The sequence below is a fragment of the Actinoalloteichus caeruleus DSM 43889 genome (assembly GCF_000429185.2).
GTDB lineage: Bacteria > Actinomycetota > Actinomycetes > Mycobacteriales > Pseudonocardiaceae > Actinoalloteichus_B > Actinoalloteichus_B caeruleus.
On sequence record NZ_AUBJ02000001.1, the window covers coordinates 2,835,137 to 2,853,739 of the forward strand.

At 73.1% G+C, this 18,603-nt stretch carries 18 protein-coding genes; 11 read left to right on the forward strand and 7 right to left on the reverse strand.

The genetic code is table 11. The features are described 5' to 3' along the window. Positions 1-27 precede the first annotated feature (27 nt). Entirely contained in the window at positions 28-1,002 is a 975-nt protein-coding gene (locus G443_RS10500) for a hypothetical protein (RefSeq protein ID WP_026418273.1), read from the reverse strand. Between the two features lie 367 nt (positions 1,003-1,369). On the opposite strand from G443_RS10500, the gene G443_RS10505 reads away from it, so the two are divergent. The 3 genes from G443_RS10505 to G443_RS10515 all read left to right on the forward strand — a co-directional run bounded on the left by G443_RS10505 (position 1,370) and on the right by G443_RS10515 (position 5,114). Then, positions 1,370-2,455: a zinc-dependent alcohol dehydrogenase gene (locus G443_RS10505; protein WP_051313800.1), complete on the forward strand. Its 1,086-nt coding sequence runs from the start codon at positions 1,370-1,372 to the stop codon at positions 2,453-2,455. Between the two features lie 82 nt (positions 2,456-2,537). Next, positions 2,538-4,166 carry an aldehyde dehydrogenase (NADP(+)) gene (locus tag G443_RS10510; protein WP_211237494.1) on the forward strand — a complete coding sequence of 543 codons (1,629 nt, stop codon included), beginning with the start codon at positions 2,538-2,540 and terminating at the stop codon, positions 4,164-4,166. Between the two features lie 180 nt (positions 4,167-4,346). Next, positions 4,347-5,114: an IclR family transcriptional regulator gene (locus G443_RS10515; RefSeq protein WP_026418270.1), complete on the forward strand. Its 768-nt coding sequence runs from the start codon at positions 4,347-4,349 to the stop codon at positions 5,112-5,114. Between the two features lie 230 nt (positions 5,115-5,344). Here G443_RS10515 and G443_RS10520 read toward each other — a convergent pair whose 3' ends face one another. From G443_RS10520 to G443_RS10530, 3 genes are all read right to left on the reverse strand, one after another. Then, positions 5,345-5,716: a hypothetical protein gene (locus G443_RS10520; RefSeq protein WP_026418269.1), complete on the reverse strand. Its 372-nt coding sequence runs from the start codon at positions 5,714-5,716 to the stop codon at positions 5,345-5,347. A 1,258-nt stretch (positions 5,717-6,974) separates the two neighbouring features. Then, positions 6,975-8,048: a helix-turn-helix domain-containing protein gene (locus G443_RS10525; RefSeq protein ID WP_051313799.1), complete on the reverse strand. Its 1,074-nt coding sequence runs from the start codon at positions 8,046-8,048 to the stop codon at positions 6,975-6,977. A gap of 164 nt (positions 8,049-8,212) precedes the next feature. After that, positions 8,213-8,716, reverse strand: a complete 504-nt coding sequence (locus G443_RS10530; protein WP_030103877.1) for a GbsR/MarR family transcriptional regulator — start codon at positions 8,714-8,716, stop codon at positions 8,213-8,215. Between the two features lie 156 nt (positions 8,717-8,872). Between G443_RS10530 and G443_RS10535 the strand changes: the two genes are divergently transcribed. Further along, complete coding sequence (locus G443_RS10535; protein ID WP_026418267.1) at positions 8,873-10,075, forward strand: cytochrome P450; 1,203 nt, start codon at positions 8,873-8,875, stop codon at positions 10,073-10,075. Continuing rightward, positions 10,072-10,275 (forward strand): ferredoxin, encoded by a 204-nt coding sequence (locus tag G443_RS10540; protein ID WP_308208846.1) that lies wholly within the window; start codon positions 10,072-10,074, stop codon positions 10,273-10,275. The genes G443_RS10535 and G443_RS10540 overlap by 4 nt, the downstream gene beginning before the upstream one ends. 189 nt (positions 10,276-10,464) lie before the next feature. On the opposite strand, the gene G443_RS25440 is transcribed toward G443_RS10540, so the two are convergent. Further along, positions 10,465-11,376, reverse strand: coding sequence for a hypothetical protein (locus G443_RS25440; protein ID WP_308208847.1), 912 nt, complete (start codon positions 11,374-11,376; stop codon positions 10,465-10,467). A 142-nt stretch (positions 11,377-11,518) separates the two neighbouring features. On the opposite strand from G443_RS25440, the gene G443_RS10550 reads away from it, so the two are divergent. Genes G443_RS10550 through G443_RS10565 form a run of 4 tightly spaced genes read left to right on the forward strand, consistent with a single transcriptional unit; the run spans position 11,519 to position 14,297 of the window. Then, positions 11,519-12,748, forward strand: a complete 1,230-nt coding sequence (locus tag G443_RS10550; protein WP_081715364.1) for a sensor histidine kinase — start codon at positions 11,519-11,521, stop codon at positions 12,746-12,748. Further along, on the forward strand, positions 12,745-13,392 hold the full coding sequence (locus tag G443_RS10555; protein WP_026418265.1) for a response regulator: 648 nt from the start codon (positions 12,745-12,747) through the stop codon (positions 13,390-13,392). The genes G443_RS10550 and G443_RS10555 overlap by 4 nt, the downstream gene beginning before the upstream one ends. A gap of 54 nt (positions 13,393-13,446) precedes the next feature. Continuing rightward, complete coding sequence (locus G443_RS10560; RefSeq protein ID WP_026418264.1) at positions 13,447-13,878, forward strand: helix-turn-helix transcriptional regulator; 432 nt, start codon at positions 13,447-13,449, stop codon at positions 13,876-13,878. Continuing rightward, positions 13,875-14,297 (forward strand): VOC family protein, encoded by a 423-nt coding sequence (locus G443_RS10565; protein ID WP_026418263.1) that lies wholly within the window; start codon positions 13,875-13,877, stop codon positions 14,295-14,297. Before G443_RS10560 ends, G443_RS10565 begins: the two co-directional genes overlap by 4 nt. 39 nt (positions 14,298-14,336) lie before the next feature. Here G443_RS10565 and G443_RS10570 read toward each other — a convergent pair whose 3' ends face one another. Further along, a complete protein-coding gene (locus G443_RS10570; RefSeq protein WP_026418262.1) occupies positions 14,337-15,080 on the reverse strand; it encodes an SDR family oxidoreductase in 744 nt (247 codons plus the stop codon). A 728-nt stretch (positions 15,081-15,808) separates the two neighbouring features. Between G443_RS10570 and G443_RS10575 the strand changes: the two genes are divergently transcribed. Together G443_RS10575 and G443_RS10580 are read left to right on the forward strand one after the other, a co-directional pair. Then, positions 15,809-16,681, forward strand: a complete 873-nt coding sequence (locus G443_RS10575) for a hypothetical protein (RefSeq protein WP_026418261.1) — start codon at positions 15,809-15,811, stop codon at positions 16,679-16,681. 307 nt (positions 16,682-16,988) lie between these two features. Continuing rightward, positions 16,989-17,528 carry an MOSC domain-containing protein gene (locus G443_RS10580; protein ID WP_026418260.1) on the forward strand — a complete coding sequence of 180 codons (540 nt, stop codon included), beginning with the start codon at positions 16,989-16,991 and terminating at the stop codon, positions 17,526-17,528. Between the two features lie 21 nt (positions 17,529-17,549). Here G443_RS10580 and G443_RS10585 read toward each other — a convergent pair whose 3' ends face one another. After that, complete coding sequence (locus G443_RS10585; RefSeq protein ID WP_026418259.1) at positions 17,550-18,527, reverse strand: TIGR03557 family F420-dependent LLM class oxidoreductase; 978 nt, start codon at positions 18,525-18,527, stop codon at positions 17,550-17,552. Between the last annotated feature and the right edge of the window lie 76 nt (positions 18,528-18,603).

Sequence of the window (18,603 nt, forward strand, 5' to 3'; positions counted from 1 at the left end):
CCCCGCCGTCCGCGCCTGCTCGCGGGATCACTCGGGCGCGGGCAGACGGGTCAACGGGCCGATGTCGCGGGCGCCGCGCGGTGACGCCTCGGCCAGGAGCCCGTGGCGGTCCAGCAGGGCCATGCCGAGCTCCGCGCGTCGGACCCGTTCCCTGCCGCTGCGCACCGCCACGTCCCGCAGGTGTTCGCCGACCGGGTAGATGTCGGGCGCGTTGCGGAGCCCGAACTTCAGGTACACCGGCGCCACGGTGCGGACGAGTTCCGGCGCCTCGAAGTGGCGGACGAAGCCGCCGAGGTTGTCCGGGGACTCCACGTAGAGGTCGATGGCGGCGCGTCCGGCGGCCCGGATCGACGCCAGCTGCGCCAGGCTCAGGTCACCTGGCACGTTGATGGAGTCGGCCCCGATGCCCTCGAACAGGGCGAAGGACGCCGGGTTGGCCGGTCCGATCAGGGCGGACACCTTGAACCGGGTGTCGGCGGGGAGGCTGCCAGCCAGGCGCAGCCGGTGCAGCGTCCACAACACCCCCTCGTCGCCGACCAGGAGCGAGCGGACGCCGAGCTCCACGGCTCGCAGGGCGTCGTCCACGCAGTAGCGGAGCTGGTCGCCGCCGCGCGCCCGGGTTCCCAGCCCTCCGGCCGAGGTGTACCGGCCGGCTCCGGTGTCCCAACTGGCCCTCGGGCCGAGGAAGAGGCACAGTTCGACCTGGGCGCGGTCGCACATGTCCAGCATCTCGGTGATCTCGTTGTCGCTGAGCATCATCACGCCGCTGCCCTGGCTGACGCGGTGGACGAGCAGCCCTCGTGCCTCGATCTCGTCGAGCACGGCGGCAAGCGGCCCCGGTCCCTCCACCGAGGGAATCTCCACGCGGAACGCGCCGCCATCGGGGAACCGCACCGGGGAGGCGGGCGGTGCGGGTTCACCCGCACCGAAACCCAGCCCCGCGACCAGCGCTCGCCCCGCCGAACCGTGATCTGCCGGTTGTCCCTCGTTCGCTGCCACCACACCATCCCGTCGGTCTTGTGCCGTCCTCGCACGCCGGGTCGCGCCGCAGGATCCGGCGCCCGTCGGACCCGTCGGGGAGACCTCTTCGGGCGGCCCACACTCGACGGTTGTCCGAAATCACGTACACACTCCGTATCTACGAACAAAAACTACGGCCTCGTTATCAGTACCGTCAAGAGTGGCCCGGGTCGGGAAGTTCGCGAGTTCGAGCAGATATTTCGGCAGGAAGTGGCCGGTCGATCCCCCTCCTCCACCCCCTCTCCCGGTGTTAGGGTGAACGGAGATTCCCGATAGCGTCCAGCATTTCGGATATCGTCCGGCGGGAAACGACACGATGTGGCCAGACTCGGCAGGGAGGAAGTCCGAGGTGACCGAGGCGAGTACGGCGGAGTCGGCGACCTGGCCAGGAGGGAGGCCCCCCACCGTCGCGGTGGAGGTGCTCGGGCCCGGCCAACACCGGCTGATCGAACACGCGCCGCCCGAGCCCGGGCCGGGGGAGGCGCTCGTCGAGGTGGCGGCCGCGGGCATCTGCGGATCCGACGTGGAACTCTTCGAAGGCCGCCGACCGGCCGAGATCGTGCGTTACCCCGTCATCCCCGGCCACGAGTGGGCCGGTTCGGTGTTGGCGGTCGGCCCCGACGTGCGGCACGTCCGCCCCGGCGACCCGGTGATCGCCGAGGGGTTCAGGTCCTGCGGTGTCTGCGCCCGGTGCAGGGCGGCGGAACCCACCCTGTGCACCGCGGAGTACGCGGAGACGGGTTTCACCCACCCGGGCGCCTTCAGTCACCGGGTGCTCGTGCCCGCGCGGCTCGTCCACCGCCTGCCCGACCCCTTGCCGCCGGGAACCGAACTCGAGCACTGCGCGCTGCTGGAGCCCGCCGCCTGCGTGGCCGCCGGGCTGCTCGCCGCACCTCCGCTCGCCGGCGGCCACTTCGCCGTGCTGGGCACCGGCACCCTCAGCCTGCTGGCGGTGCAGATGCTCGCCGCCCACCGGCCGGCCTCGCTGACCGTCGTCGGCCGCCGCGCCCACCAGTTCCCCCTCGCGGAGCGGTTCGGCGCGACCCGCTGCCTCCTGGGCGAGGAGGTGTCCTCCGCCGCCGGCACCGCCGACCTCGTCTTCGAGGCCACCGGGGCCGCGAGCGTCGTCCCGACGGCCTTCGACCTCGCTCGTCGGGGCGGCACCGTGGTGTTGGAGGGCATCGCCGGCACGGGCGAGATCGCGATGGACCCGGACGTGTTCGCGTTGAAACAGCTGACGGTCCTGGGCGTGTTCGGTGCGAGCCCGGCAGCCTGGGCCCACACGATCGGCCTGTTGGCGGCGGGTGTGCTCGACCTGGCCCCCCTCGTCTCGCACCGCGTGCCGCTCAGCGGATACGAACGCGCGCTGGACCTGCTGCAACGACGACCGCCGGGCCTGGGCAAGATCCTGCTCGTGCCGGACGCCACGGCCTGATCCGCGACCAGACGCACCGCCCCGGAGCGGAACCCCGCGCCGGGCGACTCCAGGCTGACCGGACAGCCGCCACGGAGCACCCATGTCGACAGCGCACGAACTGAGGAGGACGACGATGCCGAGCACCCGCGCGCTCACCGGTGCCAACCTCATCGCCGGTGAGGAGAGCACCGAGGGGCCGGCCGATCTGCGGCAGACCCGCCCGGCCACCGGTGAGCAGGGCCCCGCCTTCCACCAGGCGACGGTGGCCGAGGTGCGTGCCGCGACCGCGGCCGCGGCCCTGGCCGCCCCGGTGTACGCCGCGACCCCGGCGACGACCCGGGCCGAGCTGCTGCGGCGGATCGCGACCGGGATCGAGGGGGCCGCCGACGAGCTGGTCGCCGCGGCGGACGAGGAGACCGCGCTGGGCGAGACCCGGTTGCGCGGCGAACTGGCCAGGACGAACGCCCAGCTCCGCATGTTCGCTGACCTGATCGCCAGCGGCGCCCACCTGGACGCCACCATCGACACCCCTGACCCCTCCGCGATCCCGCCGCGCCCCGACCTGCGCCGCCTCCAGGTCCCGCTCGGGCCGGTGGCCGTCTTCAGCGCCAGCAACTTCCCGTTCGCCTTCTCGGTCGCCGGCGGTGACACCGCCTCGGCGTTGGCGGCGGGCTCCCCCGTCGTGCTCAAGGCGCATCCCGCGCACCCGGCGACCTCCGAGCTGACCGGGCGGATCGTCGTCGAGGCCGTCGCGGACTCGGGTCTCCCCGCCGGTGTCTTCGCCCTGCTGCACGGTGCGGGTCCCGAGGTCGGGCAGGCCCTGGTCATCGATCCGGCCGTCAAGGCCGTCGGGTTCACCGGGTCGCTCCGGGCCGGCCGGGCACTGCACGACGCGGCGGCGGCGCGACCGGAGCCGATCCCGGTGTACGCCGAGATGGGCAGCACCAACCCCGTCCTCCTCAGCGAGGCGGCCGTCGCCGCGAGGGCCGAGGAGATCGCGGCCGGGCTGGCGCAGTCCTTCACGATGGGCAACGGGCAGTTCTGCACCAAGCCGGGGATCGTGCTGCTCCCCGCCGGTGCGGCGGAGTTCGAGTCGGCCTTCACCTCCGCCGCCCAGCAGGTCAGCCCCGGCACCCTGCTCTCCCCGCAGATCCAGCGGGGGCTGGCGGCCCAGCTCGCCGAGACCCGGGACCTCGACGGGGTGGACGTGCTGACGGAGGTGGTCGCCGACGGAGGGGGCCTGCGCTCCCCGGTGGTGGTGCTGCGCACCGACGTCGCCGGCTACCTGCGCCACGAGCAGCTGCGCGAGGAGCACTTCGGGCCCGTCGTCGTCCTCGTGGAGTACGGCTCCACGGAGGACGTCCTCGCCGCGCTGGCCGAGGTGCCCGGCAGCCTCACCGCGACGGTGCACGCCGAACCCGGCGAGGAGGACCGGCTCGCCGAGCCGATCGCCCGGCTGGTGGCGCTCAGCGGTCGCCTGGTCTGGAACGGGTTCCCCACCGGAGTGGCGGTCAGCTTCGCCCAGCAGCACGGCGGGCCGTACCCGTCGACGACCGCCGCCTGGTCGACCTCGGTCGGCACCTCGGCCATCCGCCGTTTCCAACGACCGGTCGCCTACCAGGCCGCGCCGGCGGCGGTGCTCCCCTCCGCCCTGCGGAACGAGAACCCGGACGGCATCGTCCGGCTGGTCAACGGGCGGGTCACCACGGACCCGGTGACCGCCGAGTAGCCTGTCCCGCGCGAACACCGCTGGCTCCCGGCACTCGAACCGTTCCGTGCCGGGGCCGGCGGCGGCCGAGGTCCGACGGTCCGGGCACCGGACCCCCGGTCCGCCCACCGTTCGATCCCGGGTCGCCGGCGGAGCGGTCCCGCTCCGGCCCACCCCACAGCCACGAGGAGACCAGCGGCGATGCCCCGACTCGTACCGGCGGTCATGCGCGCCGCCGATGTCCTCGAACTGTTCCTCGGAGAACGAAGCTCGCTGTCCGCGCCGGACATCGCCGCCCGGCTCGGCCTGCCGAGGTCCACCGCGCACGAACTGCTCAACACCCTGGTCAGCCGTGGCTACCTGGCCAGGCGACCGGGCAAGGACGGGGTGTACAAGCTGGGGCCCCGACTGTTGGAACTGGGTGCCCGCTACCAACAGGACCTGGACCTGGCCGTGGAAGGCGAGGCCGTCACCCGGCGCGTCGCCGCGGAGTGCGACGAGACCGTGCACGTCGCCGTGCTGGACGGCGCGGAGGTCGTGTACGTGTGCAAGATCGACTCGACCCACTCGGTCCGGATGATCTCCGCCGTCGGGCGGCGGCTGCCCGCGCACTGCACCGCCGTCGGCAAGGTGCTGCTCGCGGGACTGCCGGCCGACCGGCTCGACCAGCTCCTGCGGGAGCAGGAGCTGGTCGCCCTGACGCCGAGGAGCATCACCTCGGCCGCCGCGCTCCGCGCCCAGCTCGGCGAGGTGCGCCGGACCGGCGTCGCCTACGAGATGTGCGAGTCCAACCCCGATGTCGGATGCGTGGCAGCGCCGGTGACCGACTACTCGGGCGAGTGGGTGGCCGCGATGAGCATGTCGGTGCCGACCATCCGCCACGGCGAGGCCGCCTGGCAGCGGTGGGAGAAGCTGATCCGCGACGGTGCGACCGAGTTGTCCCGGCGGCTGGGCAGCGCGGTCCGCTGAGGGGTCCGCTGAGGCGGGCGGCACCGGACCCGCGCCAGGGCCGACCGTGGAGCCCACCGGAGGCCGTCGGCCCCGCTCGGGTCAGCACCGAGGGCAGATCATGCCCCCGCCACCCTGCACGGGGATCATGGGTCCACCGCAGGTGGGGCAGAGGCTGTCGCCGTGCCAGCGGCAGTGACCGCCGCCGGGGCACGGGCAGGGGGTGCGCTCAGCGGAATCCATCTCACTCCTCAGTGGTCGAAGGGGCACTGGTCCGCGGCGACCGCGTCCACGTACACCGTGGTGCGCCCGCCTCCGACCGCCGGCCAGGAGCAGATGATCGAGTCCCCCCGCTCGGCGACCTTGAGATCGCGGAACCACGCGACGTCGAGGAACTCGGTGTCGGTCGTGCGAACCCACCGTTCGCCGAACCGGACGAGTTGGGGTTCGCCCTCCGCCGCCCGATCCCGGATCCACTCGGCCACCTGCTCGGGGCTGCGGAGCACCTCCCGGGGCGGCAGGTCGGAACGGTCGAGGCACAGGGACCCCGCACCGAGGTAGGCGTGCCAGTGCAGTCCCTTCTCCTCCCATTCCGTGCCCGCGAGCATGTCCTCGAACCTCACGACGGGATACCTCCAGGTGTGCGGACACCGGTCGCCGGCGCCCGACGGGGACCCGCGTGGACCTCCCACCGGACCGGCATCACGGTCGCGGTTCGCATGGGCCCGAGCGAAACGGGCGGCGCTCGTCGTGGTGCCCACCGAACGCCCCACATCATGTGCCGTACCCCATTCCTGGTTCACATCGGGGTGAGGATTCGGCCGCGAGCGGTCACCGAAGCGCAAGTGGACAATTCAACGACAAACGTGGACGTCGTCGTCGCCCCAGCGATCGCGAGCGCGGGAGCACGGGTCGGCAAGGAGAACACGAATTCCTCTCGCCCACCGGAGCCAGCCGATCGTCACGCGGACACCCTGGAGAGCGGTTCCGCGCGACCGTTTCCGCGCGGCCCGCGAGGCCCCCGTGCCGCCTCGTCCTGGAACGCTCGGGGCCGATCCGACCCCGAGCCGGAATCCTGGAGCCCACTCCAGGGCACGAGGCCCCTGACCAGGTAGGATTCACCCCGTCGCCATGCTCGTCGCACCCCCCGGCACGCCGGACCGCCACGACCCCCACCGCCCGCCGGCGACCCGGGAAACGGTGGTGCCACACCCCTCCCCCGCGGTGCGACCGGAATGCGAGGTACGGGGATGCGCCATTACCGCCGTGCGACGCGCCAATGCCCATCAGCAATCGGAGGCACTGGTTCGGAGCATTCGACACCGCCGATCGGAAACCCTCCCCGGGGCACGGCGGATCACGCCGACGAAGGACTTCCGCTGGCCGTCAGCGCCGCGCACCGCCGTCAACGGGGCATTCCGGGAGCAGCATTTTCGTCCGCTCGGGGGAAAGCCCCGAATTCACGTACGTGACTTCCCGACGACAAGGGCGCCGGCGAGCACCCGGCTCCAGGCAGGTCCCGCGACGGCGCCCCGGGCAACGGCCGGGACGAGGTGCCCGCGCCACCCACCACGACGACCCGAGGAGAACCGGCCAGCGACCGGATCCCGCCGTGGCGCATCACCCACGCCGCCGAGAAGCCCAGGTCATCCCGCCCATTCCCCGCCCGAGAGTGGTGCCCTTCCCTGGCCCCGCCGGCCCGCTTCCCCGCCCACCGGCACCGCTGGACGCCTGTCCGGCGCCCCGGATCCGCAGGCCGTGGACCGCTCCGGGGACCGGTTCGGCCCTCGGCTCAGCCAGGCGCCCCGGTCGAGCCAGCCACCGGCCCCGCCGCCGGCACTTCCGCCGCCAGCCGTCCCCGCGTCGAGGCGGGGACGGTCGTCAGCGCAGCAGTCCGCTCTCCCCGATCCACGACTCGACGCGCGGATCACAGCCGGCCGTCATCGCGGCGAAGGCACGGCGGGCGAGGCAGCCGGGTGGAGCGAGGAACGTGATCATCCGCTGGCCGGACTCGGGCAGGCCCAGGACGGCGTAACTCACCCGGCCCGCCTCCGCCAGCAGCTCCCGGGGCGGTGCCGAGTCGGGAGGAGGCGGTGGGGCGTCGGGATCCTCCGGGGCCACCTCGAAGTCGTCCGCCCCCTCCTCCAGGTCCAGATCGGCGAACAGCTCGTCGGGAGCGGCCGGAGGCGGGTCGGGCCGAGCCCCCGGCTCGCCGAACTCGGACTCGGACTCGGCGAGCCTGACGACCTCGCCCACGCCACGCCGTTCCACTCCCTGGTGGCGGATCCGCACCGATCCCCACCCAGGTTCGACGAAGCGGTGGCGCGGCCAGATCTTCCGGAAGACCGCACTCGAACCCGCCAGCCGACGAATCACCCGTTCGAGGGCCGGATCGAGCCGTTCCGCGTGGGCCCGCAGACTTCCGACGAGTTCGGTGCCCATCCGGTCCGCGTCGACGGGGTCCAGGAGCTGACGCAGACCGGGGTCGCAGAAGAGCAGCCAGAGCAGGTTGCGCTGTTCGCCGGGACGGTCGACCAACCCGCCGAAGAGCGTGTCGGCCGGCCCGTTCCACGCCAGCAGGTCGTAGCGCCGGTCGACCACGACGGCGGGAGCCCGGTCCATCGTGCCGAGCAGCAGCCGGGCGCGGTCGTCGAGGGGTTCGCTCTCCGCCGGCTCGTCGGAGGCCTTGAGGACCAGGCGGTGCAGGTAGCCGTGCTCCGCCTCCGTGAGCAGCAGCGCCCTGGCCAGCGCGGCCAGCACGGCCACGGTGGGTCGTCGTCCCCGGCCCTGTTCCAGTCGGGCGTAGTGGTCGACGGAGATGCCGGCTCGGCCGGCCACCTCCTCACGACGCAGCCCGGGCGTGCGGCGCCGAGCGCTGGAGGTCAGGCCGACGTCGGCCGGACGCAGCTGTTCCCGACGGTGCCGCAGGAAGTCCCCGAACGTGTTCTCCGGCATTCCCCGATGGTGCGCCCTCCGAGCCGGGTTAGCCAGGGATGCGACGGCAGGGGCACGGGCCGCCAGGTCAGGGCGGGACACGGGTCCGCATCGGCCTCGTGCCGAGCGGCCCGGGCCCGTCCGCTGGCGCGGCGGCGGGGAGGTCGGCGGCGGCGGCCGGTGGGTCACCTCCCGGTTGCCGCCTCGCCGCCGGGACTGGTCGGGGTGTCCGACTCCTGCCACTTCTTGGTGATCTGCGGGAGCTCACCGCGCAGGAACTCCCAGAAGCGGGCGCTCTCCCGCAACCGCCCCCCGGCTCGCGTGCCGTCCCCGACCACGTGAACGCCCTCGTTGAGGAGGTCCTCGAGCTGCCGCAGGAGATCGGTCCGGCGCACGAGGGTCAGGTACCAGACGTTCTCGTCGACCCAGTAGCGGTCCCGGCGCTGACCGGGCTCCCGCTCGCGTTCGAGGATGCCGACCCGCCCCAGGTAGCTGACCGCGCCGGAGATCGCCGGCGCGCTGGCCCCCAGCTCCTCCCCGAGTTCCGCCGCGGTCCGGCTCCGGTCGGCCACCAGCAGGACGATCAACACCCGGGCGGCCATCCGGGGCATCCCGAGGTCCCCCATCTGGCGCGCGAACCGCTCGACGTACCGGTCGAACTCGGCGCCGCGCTCGTTGATCCGGGACATCCGCACACCCTTCCGCCACCGATGGTCGGCACAGCCTAACGACACTAAAACACTTCTTAAAATTCACGAAATTCGTGAAAATTGGGTACGATCACCCCCACGTCACCGACCCGGCACGCTCCGCCCCGAATCCACCCGTTCGGAAGGGACCGAGAGATGACCGATGCGACACCCGTCCCCCAGGGCCTCCCCATGGAACGGCAGTGCCCCTTCAGCCCACCGCGCGGCCTGGTCGAGCTGCGCGACCAACGACCGGTGAGCCGGATGACCTACCCCGACGGCCACGAGGGGTGGCTGGTCACCGGTCACGCCCAGGCGAGGGAGGTGCTGGCCAACCCCCGGTTCAGCTCCCGAGGCGACCTCGCCAGGGCCCCGATCCCCACGGGACCGATGGCCGAGGGAACGAGGCGCTTCATCCCCCGGGGAGCTCTCACCCGGATGGACCCTCCCGAGCACACCCGGTACCGCCGCTTGCTGACCGGGGAGTTCACGGTGCGCCGGATGCGCCTGTTGGAGCCGATGATCCAGGGGATCGTCGACCACCAGTTGGACCTGATGGCCGGCGGTGACCAACCAGCCGACCTGGTCGCCGACTTCGCGCTTCCCGTCCCCTCCCTCGTCATCTGCGCGCTGCTCGGGGTCCCCACCACCGACCGGCCCCTGTTCGAACGGGAGACGAGGACGCTGTTCAGCCTCGACACCCCCGTCGAGGACCGCAACGACGCGCTCCGGAGCCTGGGCGCCTACCTGGGCCGGCTCGTGGCGGACAAGCGCGCGAACCCGGAGGACGACCTGCTCAGCGACCTGGTGGCGGGAGGCCAGCTCGACGACGAGGAGCTGGCGACGATGGGCATGGTGCTGCTGGTCGCGGGCCACGAGACCACGGCGAACATGCTCGCCCACGGCGTCTTCGCGCTGCTCCGGCACCCGGACCAGCTCGCCCTCCTCCGCTCCGACCCCGCCCTGCTGCCCAACGCGGTGGAGGAGCTGCTGCGCTACCTGAGCGTGATCCACGTGGGTCCGATCCGAACCGCCCTGGACGACATCGAGCTGAACGGCCAGCTCATCCGAGCCGGCGACAGCGTCACCGTCTCGGTACCGGCCGCGAACTGGGACCCCACCCGGTTCCCCGAGCCGGACCGGCTCGACATCACGCGGCGGTCGACCAGCCACCTCGCCTTCGGCCACGGGATCCACCAGTGCCTCGGCCAGCAACTCGCCCGGGTGGAGATGCGGATCGGGTTCGGCTCCCTGCTCGGCAGGTTCCCCGGCCTCCGGCTCGCGGTCGAACCCGACGCGGTCCCCCTGCGGTCGGACATGGGGATCTACGGCGTCCACCAGCTCCCCGTGGCCTGGTGAGCCCCGTGCGAGTGGCGGTCGACCGGGAACGGTGTTGCGCGGCGGGCATGTGCGCGCTGGTCGCCCCCGCGACCTTCTCCCAGGACGACGAGGACGGCAGGGTGGTGGTACTCGAGGACCGCCCTCCCGAGGGTGAGCGGGCCTCCGTGGCCGAGGCCGCCGCGATCTGCCCGTGCGGGGTCATCAGCCTCCTGGAGTGATCCCGCACGCAGCCGGGGATGACGAGCCCCCGGCGGCTGGCCCGCGGTAGGCCTCCGCCGCGCCCGGGTGGGCCGAGCGGGGCCGGGCGGACGTGCCGCCCGGAGGACCGGGCGAACAACACCGCCCGGTCCTCTGAGGTCCCGCCACCGTTGGCGGCCCTCGCCTCCGTTCCGGCCGGGGTGGAGCGGTCAGGGCCTGCCCACCCGGTGCTCCTGACGGCGGAGCGCCAGGAGCAGAGCCACCCCGGCCAGCGCCACCACGACCGCCGCCGGCGCCTGGAACGGGGCCGGCAGGTGGCTGACGAGCACCCAGCCGGACGGCTCACCACGTGCCACCAGGAACAGCGCCACCGCGCCCTGGGGGAGCAGCAGCAGGAACCCCACCACCCTGGCGATCTCCCGTGCCGCCTTCCCCACGGACGACGGGGGTGCGTCGCGCGGCCCGGCCGGACTCGGCGCGTCCGGCCGGGACACCGGGGCCGTCTCCGCACCCCGTGCCCCGACGGCCGGCCGGGCCGAGGGCACGTCCTCGTCGGAGGGCTCGGACTGGAACAGGGTGGAGTACAGCGGGCCGGCGACCAACCAGATCACGAGCACCACGGTGAACCGGATGGCCCACCCCCACAGGGCGCCGACATCGCCCCCCGGCGGGGACAGCGCGATCAGCAGGAGCAGCACCAGGCAGGAGATCCCCCAGGCGAGCACGAGCTTCCGCCACTCCCGCCACTCGTGCCGCACCCGCAGCGGGCCACGGCGCGGCGGACGCACCGGCGGGGGACCACCCGCGAAGCGGTGGGCGAAGCGCTGGTCCGCCCACCGCACCATGCTCGGACCGAAGGCGACGCTCACGCCGAGGTACACCGCCGCCAGGCCGTGCACCGCCCCGGGATCGCCGCCTCCCCGCAGGTCCACGACGGTCAGGACGAGGATCACGACGTCCACCAGCGGGACGGACGACAACATCAGCCAGCTGAGACGTCGTCGGCGCAGCACGTACCGCACCGCGAGGCCGGCCAGGATCAACAACCAGAAGAGGATCTCAGCGGCCGCGATCGCCGCGACCAGCGGATTCTCCCGCAGCGCTTGCCAGAGGTCGGTCACGGCACCCAGCCTGGCCGAGGCGGTCCCAGCCGCGCGTCGGCGATCTGGTCCGGTCCTCGTCCTCCCGGGGGAGGACTTCCGCCGCGCCGGGGTCCGTCGTCGGGATGACGTGCCGGGCGGCCCGCCGTGCTGTGATGTGGCGGTGTCCGGTCCGCTCCGTTCCCTCGCCGCCTGGGCCCGCCCGCCCTGGCGCGACCCGCTGATCGCGGTGGCGCTGTTCACCTTCGGTGCGGTGCTCTACGAACTCCAGGACCCGACGGCACTGCCGGGGGTCGTCGACCAGCCGCAGCAGTGGGCTCGCCTCCTGGTGCTGGGGGTCTGCTGCTCCGGGACCCTCCTGCGCGCCCGCCGGCCCCCGCTGGCGCTGGCCATCGGTCTGGCCGGTGCCGGAGTGGACTTCGTGCTCGGGTTCAGCGCGCCGGTCCTGTTCGTCCTCGCGGACCTGATGTTCGCCGCCGTGCACTACGGATCCCGCCGGTTGGCTCGCGCGATGGTCGCGTTGGTCCCGGTGGCGTTGGTGGGTTCCCTCGTGGTCACCGTGGCCACGACCGGGCTGCTCGCCCTCGCGTTCCTCACCGCGGTCCAGGTGGCCGCGGTCGTCCTGATCCCCGTGTGGTGGGGCATGAACGTGCGCCAACACCGGGACGCGGCCGCGGCCGAACGCGAGCGCGCGGAGCAGGCCACCAGGATCGCCGAGCTCGACCGGCGAGCGGTGATCGCGAACGAACGCGCGAGGATGGCCAGGGACCTGCACGATGTCGTCGCCGGCCACCTCTCGGCGATCGCGATCCAGTCCGAGGCCGTGCTGTCGATGGCCGGCGGGGGTGACCAGGCCACCGTGCGCACCGTGCTCGGATCGATCAGGGAGAACAGCGTCCGTTCCCTCACGGAGATGCGGGCGATGATCGACATGTTGCGCGGCGACGAGGAGGGCGTCCGCGAGGTCGCCGCCCCGCCCCGGCTGGCCGAGGTCGATGGCCTGGTGGACTCGGCGCGGGCCTCCGGTCTCCGGGTGGCGGTCCGGAACGCCCTGGGGGCCGCCGTGGGCGAGGGGGATCCCGGGCCCCCGGCTGGACCGCCCGCGGCGGTGGAACTCGCCGCCTACCGCATCATCCAGGAGGCGTTGACCAACGCCGTCCGGCACGCCCCCGGGAGCCGGGTCGACCTGGTGCTGGAGCGGACGGTGGACGGTGTGCTGGTGACCGTCACCAACACCCTGCCCGACCGCCTCCCACCGAGTGGTGGAACCGGGCACGGCCTGACGGGCATGCGAGAACGAGCGAGGGCGACGGGCGGCACCGTGACGGCCGGGGTGGTCGACGGCCGGTGGCGGGTGCGCGCGGCGTTGCCGGTGAGGGGAGACGACAGGTGAGCATCAGGGTTCTGGTGGCCGACGACCACGCCGCCATCCGGGCGGGACTGGTCCTCATCCTCTCCGGGGCACCGGGGATCGAGGTGGTGGGAGAGGCCGGCGACGGAGCCACGGCCGTCCGCCGGGCCGTCGACCTGCGGCCCGACGTCGTGCTCATGGACATCCGGATGCCGGGCACCGACGGCATCGAGGCGACCAGGCGGCTGGTCGGCGCCGGGACCTGCGAGGTGGTGGTCCTGACCACCTTCGACCTGGACGAGTACGTCTACGGTGCGCTGCGTGCCGGCGCGGCCGGTTTCCTGCTCAAGTCGGTCGAGGCTCCGGCGCTGATCGAGGCGGTGCGCCTGGTCGCGGCGGGAGAGGCGGTGCTGGCGCCCCAGGTCACCCGCCGGTTGCTCACCGCCTTCGCCGACGCCGCCCCGGCACCGCCCCCCACCCGGAACCTGGACCAGCTCACGGACCGCGAACGGGACGTGCTGGCTTGCCTGGGCGAGGGCATGTCGAACCAGGAGATCGCGCGCCGACTGCACATCGGGGAGACCACGGTGAAGACCCACGTGTCCCGCGTCCTGGCGAAGCTCGAGCTGCGGTCCCGCGTCCAGGCCGCGATCGCCGCCCAGGAGGCGGGGCTGGCCGGCCGGTGAGACGGGCGGCCCGGCGGCCGGGGAACCGTCGGCGGTCGCTGTCAGGCTCGGCCGGTGACGACCACTGATCTCACCTTGTTGCGGCGGGCTCGGGACAGGATGGACCGCGAGTACTGGCTGCCGCTGAACGTCCCCGTGCTCGCCCGCACCGCCCTGATGTCCACGTCGCACTTCTCCCGACGCTTCCGGCAGGTCTACGGGGAAACGCCGTACCAGTACCTGATGACACGTCGTATCGAACGCGCGAAGGCGCTGCTCCGCACGGGCGCCCTGTCCGTGACCGAGGTGTGCGTGGCCGTCGGCTGCACCTCACTCGGCTCGTTCAGCAGCAGGTTCACCGAACTCGTCGGGGAGAGCCCGAGCGCCTACCGGGCACGGCCACGTCCAGCCCTCGTGCTCCCCGGCTGCCACCTCCGCGCCCTCGCCAGGCCGAGCAGAAACCGAGAAGCACGTCGGAGGCGCCTCGCCCTACCGTCCTCGGTATGAATCTGACCTTGTCCCACACCTTCCTCTTCGTCGACGACCAGGACGCGGCGCTGGCCTTCTACCGCGACGTCCTGGGCCTGGAGGTGCGCTCGGACCACACCTTCGACGACGAGTTCGACAACATGCGCTGGCTGACGGTCGGCCCGGCCGGGCAGCCCGACCTGGAGATCAACCTCTACGCCGGCAGTGCCCTCGTCTCCGAGGAGGACAACCGCGTCCTCCAGGACCTGACGGCCAAGGGAGCGATGCCGGGGGTCATCTTCCTCACCGACGACCTCGACGCCACGTTCGAGCGCGTGCGCGCCTCGGGAGCCGACGTGATGCAGGAGCCGACCGACCAGGCCTACGGCGTGCGCGACTGCGCCTTCCGGGACCCGGCCGGGAACATGGTGCGTTTCTCCGCCCGCGCCCGGGACTGATGTCGTGGGCACGGGGCTGACCCTGCTCGTGTTCCACGATCAGGGGATGATGCCGCCCTCGGCGCGCAGGTTCTGCCCCGTGACCCAGGCGGCGTCCGGTCCCACCAGGAAGGCGACGACGTTGGCGATGTCCTCGGGCCGGCCGAGCCGACCCAGCGGCGTGGAGGCGGCCAGGGCTCCCAGCGCCTCCGCCGAGTTGGCCTGGCGGAGCATGTCCGTCTCGGTGGCCCCCGGCGAGACTGTGTTGACGGTGATGCCCCGTTCGCCGAATTCCTTGGCCGCCACCACGGTGAACTGTTCGAGTGCCGCCTTGCTCCCGGCGTAGAGGGCCACGGTCGGTGATCGCACCACGGTGTTCACCGAGGACACCGTGACGATCCGCCCGCCGTCCCGCAGGCGTCGGCCGGCTTCCTGGATGGCGAAGAACGGGCCCCGCACGTTGGTGTCGAACACGTGCTCGTAGTCGTCCTCGGTCGCGTCAGCGAAGATCGGCGCGCGGATCGTCGCGGCGTTGAGCACGACGATGTCCAGTCCGCCGAGCCGTTCCTCCGCCTGTTCGAAGAGCAGGCGGACCTCGGTGACCCTGGCCTGGTCCGCGCGGAGGGCGTGGGCCAGGCCCCCCTGGGAGCGCACACCGTCGACCACGTCGGCGGCCGCGGCGGCGTCGGACCGGTAGCTGAGGACGACCTCCGCACCGTCCACCGCCAGCCGTTCCACCACGCCCCGACCGATTCCCCGGGACCCGCCCGTCACCAGCGCGGTCCTACCGTCGAGCGCGCCCACCTGTCCTCCTGGCCGTCCGGGGAAGTGCCACCGACGTTAGTCAACCGACAGCGGGCTGGCACACCTCCGGCCGGACGAACCCCGCCGGCGGCTGACGGCCACCCGCCCGATCTCCCGCCCCGAGGGACCGGCGGTGGAGATCCCTCTCCCTGGCCGCGGCTCCCGCTCCTCGGCCCCGCCCCGGCACGCGCGCCGCACCGCCCGTCATGCCGGGGCGGCGGCGGGTACGGACGCCCGCCACCCGCTCACGTCGGGCGTCCCGCCGTTGTCGCCCCCGGACTCCGCCCCGAGTGCCGCGCCCGCCCGCTCCGAAGCCCCGGAAGCCCGGTCTGGGCTCCGCCCCGCCGTACGGCGCCCCTCACCCGGTGCCCGCCGCCAAATGTCCCCCGTTCGGAGGACTCAGGCGCCGCTCGTCGCAGGGGGAACACAGGTCGGCGCGAAGCCTTCCGCTCGGGCCCCCTCGCCGGAGTGACGCCGCTGCTCCTTACGTCGTCTCCCGCCGATGAGGTGGTTGTCAGCAGCGCTCCTCGGCGGGGAGCGGACCGGCGCTCCCACCCGCGAGGACCACGAACCAGGAGACACGTGATGGCCCCACCGACGACCGACCATCTCCCCGTCGCCGGAACACCGACCGCCTGCCCCCCGCAGCCGGCCTCCCCCACCAGGAACCCAACCCCCCAGCCCATCCCGGCGCCCGATCGGGCCGGTCGTCTCCGGGCGGAGCGGTCATGACCGGCGAACCGGACGTCCGCGTCCACGGCAGGGAACTGCTGTGCGAACGTTCGCGACTGGTGACCGTGCGCCCCGACCGCGCGGGGAGCCGGGTGTTGCTGCACGTGGGGACCACTCCGCACGCCGGCCTCATCCAGCTCACGCCGGAACTGGCGCGGAGGGCCGCGGACGCGATCAGGTTGGGCTCCACCACCGAGTTGGAGGGCACCTGCCTCACCGGACGACGGTGGTTGACGATCGAGCACACCCGATGGCGGATGTTGACGGGCCTGGCGGTACGCGGCCCTTACACGAACGAGGAGCCGATCGGCGTCGAACGCAGCCAGGCCGGTCTGCTGGCGGACGCGCTGGAACGCGTCGCCGGCTCGATCGTCTCCCACCGCGCTCACCGGGCGGCCCCCGTGGGGGACGACCTGCTGTGGGTGCGCCGGCACGGCCGGTGGCTACCGCCGAGGCACCACACCGAGGAACGCTGCTGGCAGCTGTGGCTGGACGCCGTACCGGCGGGCTCCCCCTTCGCGACCCTGGCACCAGGAACCCGGTACGGGGTGTGCGACGGCCACCGGGCGCGCACCCGGCGGATTCGGCAACTCGTCACGGTGAACCGGGTCCTGCGCTGCGCCGTCAGCACCCCGGACCAGGCCGAGGCGGAGCTCGCCGCCTTCCTCGGCGCGGTGGGGCGTGACCTGACGGTGGAGAGCTGGCAGCGGGAGGCCCACGCGCACCGCTTCACGGTCGACCGGCCCTACCAGCTCTGCGCGTGGACGCACGGGGACCCCGAGACCGTGAGCCTCGCACTGCCGGAGGGGTCGCGCTTCTCGCCGAGCGGCTGGTTGCGGATCAGCGGCTCCCAGCTGACCGAGGACTGAGTGGACGGGCAGCGGGGTCACCGCTGGTGCCGGCCGCGGCCAGCCCCCGCCCGCACGCGTCCCGTCGCCGCCCTGAGGACGGCGCACCCGGTCAGAGAGGGAGCCGCGCCGTTGGCCGTGACCGTCGCCGGGGGGGGCGGGGCCTGGCTCGTCGCCGCGCTCGGGCCACGGGGATGCCGCCCGGCGGCGTCGACCCCCGCCGACGAGAGTTCTGACCACCTCCGCCCGCACGGCGCACCGGCTAGTGTGCGGGGGCCGAACAGAGGACGCCGCCGCCCGGCGGTGGCTTGGTCGAGAGGACTTCGCCATGAGCGCCGTCGTGGCCGTCAGCCGCAGTGCGACCCACACCTTCACCAAACCCGCGCAGCGGAGCATCCGCCTCCTCACCGGATTGGGGGTGGAGGGCGACGCGCACGCCGGAACCACCGTCCGCCACCGGTCGAGGGTCGCGAAGGACCCGACCCGGCCGAACCTGCGGCAGGTCCACCTGATCAGCCAGGAGTTGTTGGGGGAGTTGGGGGAGCTCGGCTACCGGGTCGGGCCCGGCGAGCTCGGGGAGAACGTGACCACCTCAGGGCTCGACCTGGTGGCGTTACCGACCGACACCCTGCTCGTCTTCCCAGGGGGCGCCGCAGTGCGGGTGACCGGTCTCCGCAACCCCTGCCACCAGATCAACCGCTTCCGCCCCGGTCTGCTGGGCCAGGTGATCGGCAGGGACGACCGCGGCGAGGTGGTGCGGCGGGCGGGGATCATGGGTGTGGTCGTCCAGGGCGGGGAGATCAGGCCTGGGGACACCATCACCGTCGAGCTGCCCACCGCCCCGCACTCCCCGCTGGTCGTCGTCTGATCGGCTCCCTCCCGGAGGGGATCAGCCGAACTCCGCGCGCAGCGCCGGCAACAGCTCGCCCTCGGCGAACCGGAAGAACTCGTCCTGCCGGTCCGCGCCCGCCTGCACGAGCGCGACGTCGGTGAAGCCCGCCTCGACGAACGGTCGGACGGCGTCCACGTGGCGTGCGACGTCCGGCCCGCAGGGGATGGTCGCCGCGACGTCCTCGGGGCGGACGAACTGGCTCGCCGCGGCGAAGCCGGCGGTGGAGGGGATCTCCGAGTTGACCTTCCACCCACCGCCGAACCAGCGGAACAGCCGGTGCGCCCGCCGCACCGCCTCCTCGCGGTCCGGCCCGTAGGCGAGCGGCTGCTGGCCGATCTTGCGGCTCGTGGCCCGCCCGGGTCGGGCCTCGTCCCACATCCGCACCAGCTCGGCCTTGGGCTCGGTGGCCACGAGGTGGTCACCGAGCGGGCCGAAGACGGTGCACGACTGGGGGCCGGACACCGCCATCGCCAGCGGGACCCGCTCCTCGGGCAGGTCCCACAGCTTGGCCGAGTCGACCCGGTAGTGCTCGCCGACGTAGTTGACGTAACCGCCGTCGAACAGCGCCGAGATGATCTCGCAGGCCTCGGCGAGCATCTCGTGCCGCACGTTCACCGGCGGCCAGTCCAGGCCCACCACGTGCTCGTTGAGGTTCTCCCCCGCTCCCAGCCCGAGGGTGAACCGGCCCTCGGAGAGCAGTTGCAGGGTCGCGGCCTTCTGCGCGACGACCGCCGGGTGGTACCGGATGGTCGGGCAGGTCACGTACGTCATCAGCCGCATCCGCTCGGTGGCGTGCGCGACCGCCCCGAGCACGGCCCAGCAGTACGCGGAGTGCCCCAGCTCGTCCAGCCACGGGAAGTAGTGGTCACTGCTGACGGCGAAGTCGAAGCCGGCTCGTTCGGCCGCGACCGAGTCGCGGACCAACTGCCGAGGATCTGCCTGCTCGGTGAAGAGCGTGTACCCGAAGTCAACCACCCGACGACCGTGGCACGCATCGGGTGGTCCCGCAGGGTGGCGCCCCCGCGTTCACCCCGCCGATGCCGCCCTCGAT